3 rRNA genes are annotated in these 5,816 nt (G+C 57.2%); all 3 read right to left on the reverse strand.

From position 1 onward, the window contains the following. Nucleotides 1–2 precede the first annotated feature (2 nt). The 3 genes from rrf to AB8M85_RS17390 all read right to left on the reverse strand — a co-directional run bounded on the left by rrf (nt 3) and on the right by AB8M85_RS17390 (nt 5,643). Nucleotides 3–119: ribosomal RNA gene (rrf, locus tag AB8M85_RS17380) — 5S ribosomal RNA — on the reverse strand. A 296-nt stretch (nt 120–415) separates the two neighbouring features. Continuing rightward, nucleotides 416–3,551, reverse strand: a 23S ribosomal RNA gene (locus AB8M85_RS17385). Nucleotides 3,552–4,114: 563 nt separating this feature from the next. Beyond that, a 16S ribosomal RNA gene (locus tag AB8M85_RS17390) occupies nt 4,115–5,643 on the reverse strand. Together the 16S, 23S and 5S rRNA genes form the textbook arrangement of a ribosomal RNA operon. Nucleotides 5,644–5,816: the final 173 nt, after the last annotated feature.

Here is a 5,816-nt window from a genome sequence, read left to right on the forward strand (position 1 = left end):
TGGTCCGGCGGCGTCCTACTCTCCCACACCCTCCCGAGTGCAGTACCATCGGCGCTGTGGGTCTTAGCTTCCGGGTTCGGTATGGGACCGGGCGTTTCCCCCACGCTATGACCGCCGTAACTCTTCTACCCGATCCTGACACCCCTTGGGGGGTGTGGTGGGAAAACCAGTTACCGTGTGCCTCCCCCAAGTGGTTGGGGGTGCGTTGGTGCTTGCTTGATTCTATTGTAGTCCCGCCTTCCAGCCGGAACCGACCCCCGTGGGGGTGGGTTGCCCCACACCCGGCCCTGGTGGCCCCCATTGTGTGGGGGGTCCCCTGTGGTGGGGGTGGTGTGGCTGGTTGTGGGTTGTTGTCCCGCAACCGCATAGTGGACGCAGCATTCTTGCCCACACACCCATGGTGTGTGGTGTTTTTGTGGTGTAAGTCATCGGCCTATTAGTACAGGTCAGCTCCACGGGTCTTTGGTCCCCGCTTCCACATCCTGCCTATCAACCCAGTGGTCTGGCTGGGGGCCTCTCACACCCGAATGTGTATGGAAATCTCATCTTGAAGTGGGCTTCCCGCTTAGATGCTTTCAGCGGTTATCCCTTCCGAACGTAGCAAATCAGCGGTGCACTTGGCAGTACAACTGACACACCAGAGGTTCGTCCGTCCCGGTCCTCTCGTACTAAGGACAGCTCTTCTCAAATTTCCTGCGCGCGCAGCGGATAGGGACCGAACTGTCTCACGACGTTCTAAACCCAGCTCGCGTACCGCTTTAATGGGCGAACAGCCCAACCCTTGGGACCTACTCCAGCCCCAGGATGCGACGAGCCGACATCGAGGTGCCAAACCATGCCGTCGATATGGACTCTTGGGCAAGATCAGCCTGTTATCCCCGAGGTACCTTTTATCCGTTGAGCGACGGCCGTTCCACAACGTGCCGCCGGATCACTAGTCCCGACTTTCGTCCCTGCTCGAGCTGTCACTCTCACAGTCAAGCTCCCTTGTGCACTTACACTCGCCACCTGATTGCCAACCAGGCTGAGGGAACCTTTGGGCGCCTCCGTTACTCTTTAGGAGGCAACCGCCCCAGTTAAACTACCCATCAGGCACTGTCCCTGACCCAGATCATGGGCCGAAGTTAGGAATCCGGTACGGCCAGAGTGGTATTTCAACGATGACTCCACGGACACTGGCGTGCCCGCTTCAACGTCTCCCACCTATCCTACACAAGCCGCACCGAACACCAATACCAAACTATAGTAAAGGTCTCGGGGTCTTTCCGTCCTGCTGCGCGTAACGAGCATCTTTACTCGTAGTGCAATTTCGCCGAGTTCATGGTTGAGACAGCGGGGAAGTCGTTACTCCATTCGTGCAGGTCGGAACTTACCCGACAAGGAATTTCGCTACCTTAGGATGGTTATAGTTACCACCGCCGTTTACTGGGGCTTGAATTCCCAGCTTCGCCCCGCAAGGGGGCTAACCGGTCCTCTTAACCTTCCAGCACCGGGCAGGAGTCAGTCCGTATACATCGTCTTGCGACTTCGCACGGACCTGTGTTTTTAGTAAACAGTCGCTTCCCCCTGGTCTCTGCGGCCCCGATCCCCTCCCACCAGCGTGTGGTGTTCAAGGTTGGGGCCCCCCTTCTCCCGAAGTTACGGGGGCATTTTGCCGAGTTCCTTAACCATGATTCTCTCGATCGCCTTGGTATTCTCTACCTGATCACCTGTGTCGGTTTGGGGTACGGGCGGCTTGGACCTCACGTCGATGCTTTTCTTGGCAGCATAGGATCACCGGATCACCCACCAGTGGTGGGCGCCTATCGGGTCTCAACCATCAGTGAACGGCGGATTTGCCTACCGTTCGGCCTACACCCTTGGACCAGGACGATTCCATTGCCTGGCCCGGCTACCTTCCTGCGTCACACCTGTTAATACGTTGACCTCGCTGGCTCGGGTCCCGCGCCGCGCACCCGGTACCCTTCCCGAAGGAAGGATGGTGGGTGTTTGGGGCGGTTAGCATCGCCAGTCCGGTAGGGACGGTCCTTCACCGGTACGGGAATATCAACCCGTTGTCCATCGACTACGCCTGTCGGCCTCGCCTTAGGTCCCGACTCACCCAGGGCAGATTAGCTTGACCCTGGAACCCTTGATCATTCGGCGGACGGGTTTCCCACCCGTCTTTCGCTACTCATGCCTGCATTCTCACTCGTGCCGTCTCCACCACTGGTTCACACCGTGGCTTCACTGCCGGCACGACGCTCCCCTACCCACCCAGGCGGCTGGACCACGAAGGCCTGCCTATTCACCTGGATGACGCAACTTCGGCGGTGTGCTTGAGCCCCGCTACATTGTCGGCGCGGAATCACTTGACCAGTGAGCTATTACGCACTCTTTCAAGGATGGCTGCTTCTAAGCCAACCTCCTGGTTGTCTTCGCAACTCCACATCCTTTCCCACTTAGCACACGCTTGGGGGCCTTAGTTGGCGTTCTGGGCTGTTTCCCTCTCGACTATGAAGCTTATCCCCCACAGTCTCACTGCCACGCTCTGACTTGCCGGCATTCGGAGTTTGGCTGACGTCAGTAACCTTGTAGGGCCCATTAGCCATCCAGTCGCTCTACCTCCGGCAAGAAACACGCAACGCTGCACCTAAATGCATTTCGGGGAGAACCAGCTATCACGAAGTTTGATTGGCCTTTCACCCCTACCCACAGCTCATCCCCTCCATTTTCAACTGAAGTGGGTTCGGTCCTCCACGCGCTCTTACACACGCTTCAACCTGGCCATGGGTAGATCACTTCGCTTCGGGTCTAGACCGCGCCACTGAACGCCCTGTTCAGACTCGCTTTCGCTACGGCTACCCCACACGGGTTAACCTCGCGACACGGCACTAACTCGCAGGCTCATTCTTCAAAAGGCACGCCGTCACCACAACAAGGTGGCTCCGACGGATTGTAGGCACATGGTTTCAGGTACTATTTCACTCCCCTCCCGGGGTACTTTTCACCTTTCCCTCACGGTACTTGTCCGCTATCGGTCATCAGGAAGTATTCAGGCTTACCAGGTGGTCCTGGCGGATTCACACGGGATTTCTCGGGCCCCGTGCTACTTGGGATGCCAACACAAAGCGGCGGAGAACATTACGGCTACGGGACTAACACCCCCTATGGTCCGGCCTTCAAACCGGTTCGCCTATGCACCCGCACCTCACTCCTCCAGCCCGGCAGAACTGGAATGGCTGGTCCCACGACCCCGTCCATGCAACGCCCGCCGGCTATCACACATGAAACGGTTTAGCCCCATCCGCTTTCGCTCGCCACTACTCACGGAATCACTGTTGTTTTCTCTTCCTGCGGGTACTGAGATGTTTCACTTCCCCGCGTTCCCTCCACGCAGCCTATGTGTTCAGCTGCGGGTCACACGACATGACGCCGTGCGGGGTTTCCCCATTCGGAAATCCTGGAATCAACGTCCGGTTATCGACTCCTCCAGGCTTATCGCAGATTCCCACGTCCTTCTTCGGCTCCTGATGCCAAGGCATCCACCATGCGCCCTTGAAAACTTGACCACAAAAAGGTCGTTCCACAAGAGCATTAGATCGAGAGAACCACCAACACCCCCAAAAGGCGTGTTGGGGATTCTCAAATAATTGCTTTCGCAAACACAACACACAAAAAATGCCACCCACCCAAAGGGCAGGCAGAACAAATGCGCGTTGTCCTTGCAAGATGCTCGCGTCCACTATGCAGTTCCCAAACAACAACCCCGTCACACCCACCACCACACACCACCCCCGACAAAGAGGTGCTCGTGCGTGGTTTAGGCCATGCGCGGGAGCCAAAACAAAAGACCACCACCCCCACCACACCGGGCAGGGGAAGCGGGCCTGTTGTTTCAGGGCCCAACAGTGTGCCAAAGACCCGAAGACCATTCGCATCCCCCGGCATCGTTCCAACACCCCGAAAAAAGGGGGTGCGTACTGGATCACCGGGATCCGCGGATCCCAGGCCATGATTCGTTGACATTCCACCCATGAGCACCCGCCTGCCAACACAAGTGGCAGAAACGGGCAAACACTGAACACCACCACCCAAACCCGTGTCCGGGGAAGCGGTGTTAGTTGCTCCTTAGAAAGGAGGTGATCCAGCCGCACCTTCCGGTACGGCTACCTTGTTACGACTTAGTCCCAATCGCCGGTCCCACCTTCGACGGCTCCCTCCCACAAGGGGTTGGGCCACCGGCTTCGGGTGTTACCAACTTTCGTGACTTGACGGGCGGTGTGTACAAGGCCCGGGAACGTATTCACCGCAGCGTTGCTGATCTGCGATTACTAGCGACTCCGACTTCATGGGGTCGAGTTGCAGACCCCAATCCGAACTGAGACCGGCTTTTTGGGATTAGCTCCACCTCACAGTATCGCAACCCATTGTACCGGCCATTGTAGCATGCGTGAAGCCCAAGACATAAGGGGCATGATGATTTGACGTCGTCCCCACCTTCCTCCGAGTTGACCCCGGCAGTCTCCCATGAGTCCCCACCACTACGTGCTGGCAACATGGAACGAGGGTTGCGCTCGTTGCGGGACTTAACCCAACATCTCACGACACGAGCTGACGACAACCATGCACCACCTGTGAACCGGCCCCAAAGGGGAAACCACATTTCTGCGGCGATCCGGCCCATGTCAAGCCTTGGTAAGGTTCTTCGCGTTGCATCGAATTAATCCGCATGCTCCGCCGCTTGTGCGGGCCCCCGTCAATTCCTTTGAGTTTTAGCCTTGCGGCCGTACTCCCCAGGCGGGGCACTTAATGCGTTAGCTACGACGCGGAAAACGTGGAATGTCCCCCACATCTAGTGCCCAACGTTTACGGCATGGACTACCAGGGTATCTAATCCTGTTCGCTCCCCATGCTTTCGCTCCTCAGCGTCAGTTAATGCCCAGAGACCTGCCTTCGCCATCGGTGTTCCTCCTGATATCTGCGCATTTCACCGCTACACCAGGAATTCCAGTCTCCCCTACATCACTCTAGTCTGCCCGTACCCACCGCAGATCCGGGGTTGAGCCCCGGACTTTCACGGCAGACGCGACAAACCGCCTACGAGCTCTTTACGCCCAATAATTCCGGATAACGCTTGCGCCCTACGTATTACCGCGGCTGCTGGCACGTAGTTAGCCGGCGCTTCTTCTGCAGGTACCGTCACTTTCGCTTCTTCCCTACTGAAAGAGGTTTACAACCCGAAGGCCGTCATCCCTCACGCGGCGTCGCTGCATCAGGCTTTCGCCCATTGTGCAATATTCCCCACTGCTGCCTCCCGTAGGAGTCTGGGCCGTGTCTCAGTCCCAGTGTGGCCGGTCACCCTCTCAGGCCGGCTACCCGTCGTCGCCTTGGTGGGCCATTACCCCACCAACAAGCTGATAGGCCGCGAGTCCATCCCCCACCGATAAAATCTTTCCACCACCTCCCATGCGGAAGGAAGTGAATATCCGGTATTAGACCCAGTTTCCCGGGCTTATCCCAGAGTCGGGGGCAGGTTACTCACGTGTTACTCACCCGTTCGCCACTAATCACCCGGTGCAAGCACCGGGGTCATCGTTCGACTTGCATGTGTTAAGCACGCCGCCAGCGTTCATCCTGAGCCAGGATCAAACTCTCCGTAAAAAAATACAGACACAACCAACAACCCAAGGGAAAACAAGGGAAGGGCTGCACCAAGTTACAAGAATCCCGGCAAACTGTCCTCAGCAGGCACACGGGGGTGCACCCACCAAAAACCATTCACCAATTCATAAAAAATCGGTGTCAACAAACATGGCACACTATTGAGTTCTCAA

The organism is Arthrobacter sp. JSM 101049 (assembly GCF_041679245.1).
In the GTDB taxonomy this organism is placed as follows: domain Bacteria; phylum Actinomycetota; class Actinomycetes; order Actinomycetales; family Micrococcaceae; genus Arthrobacter_H.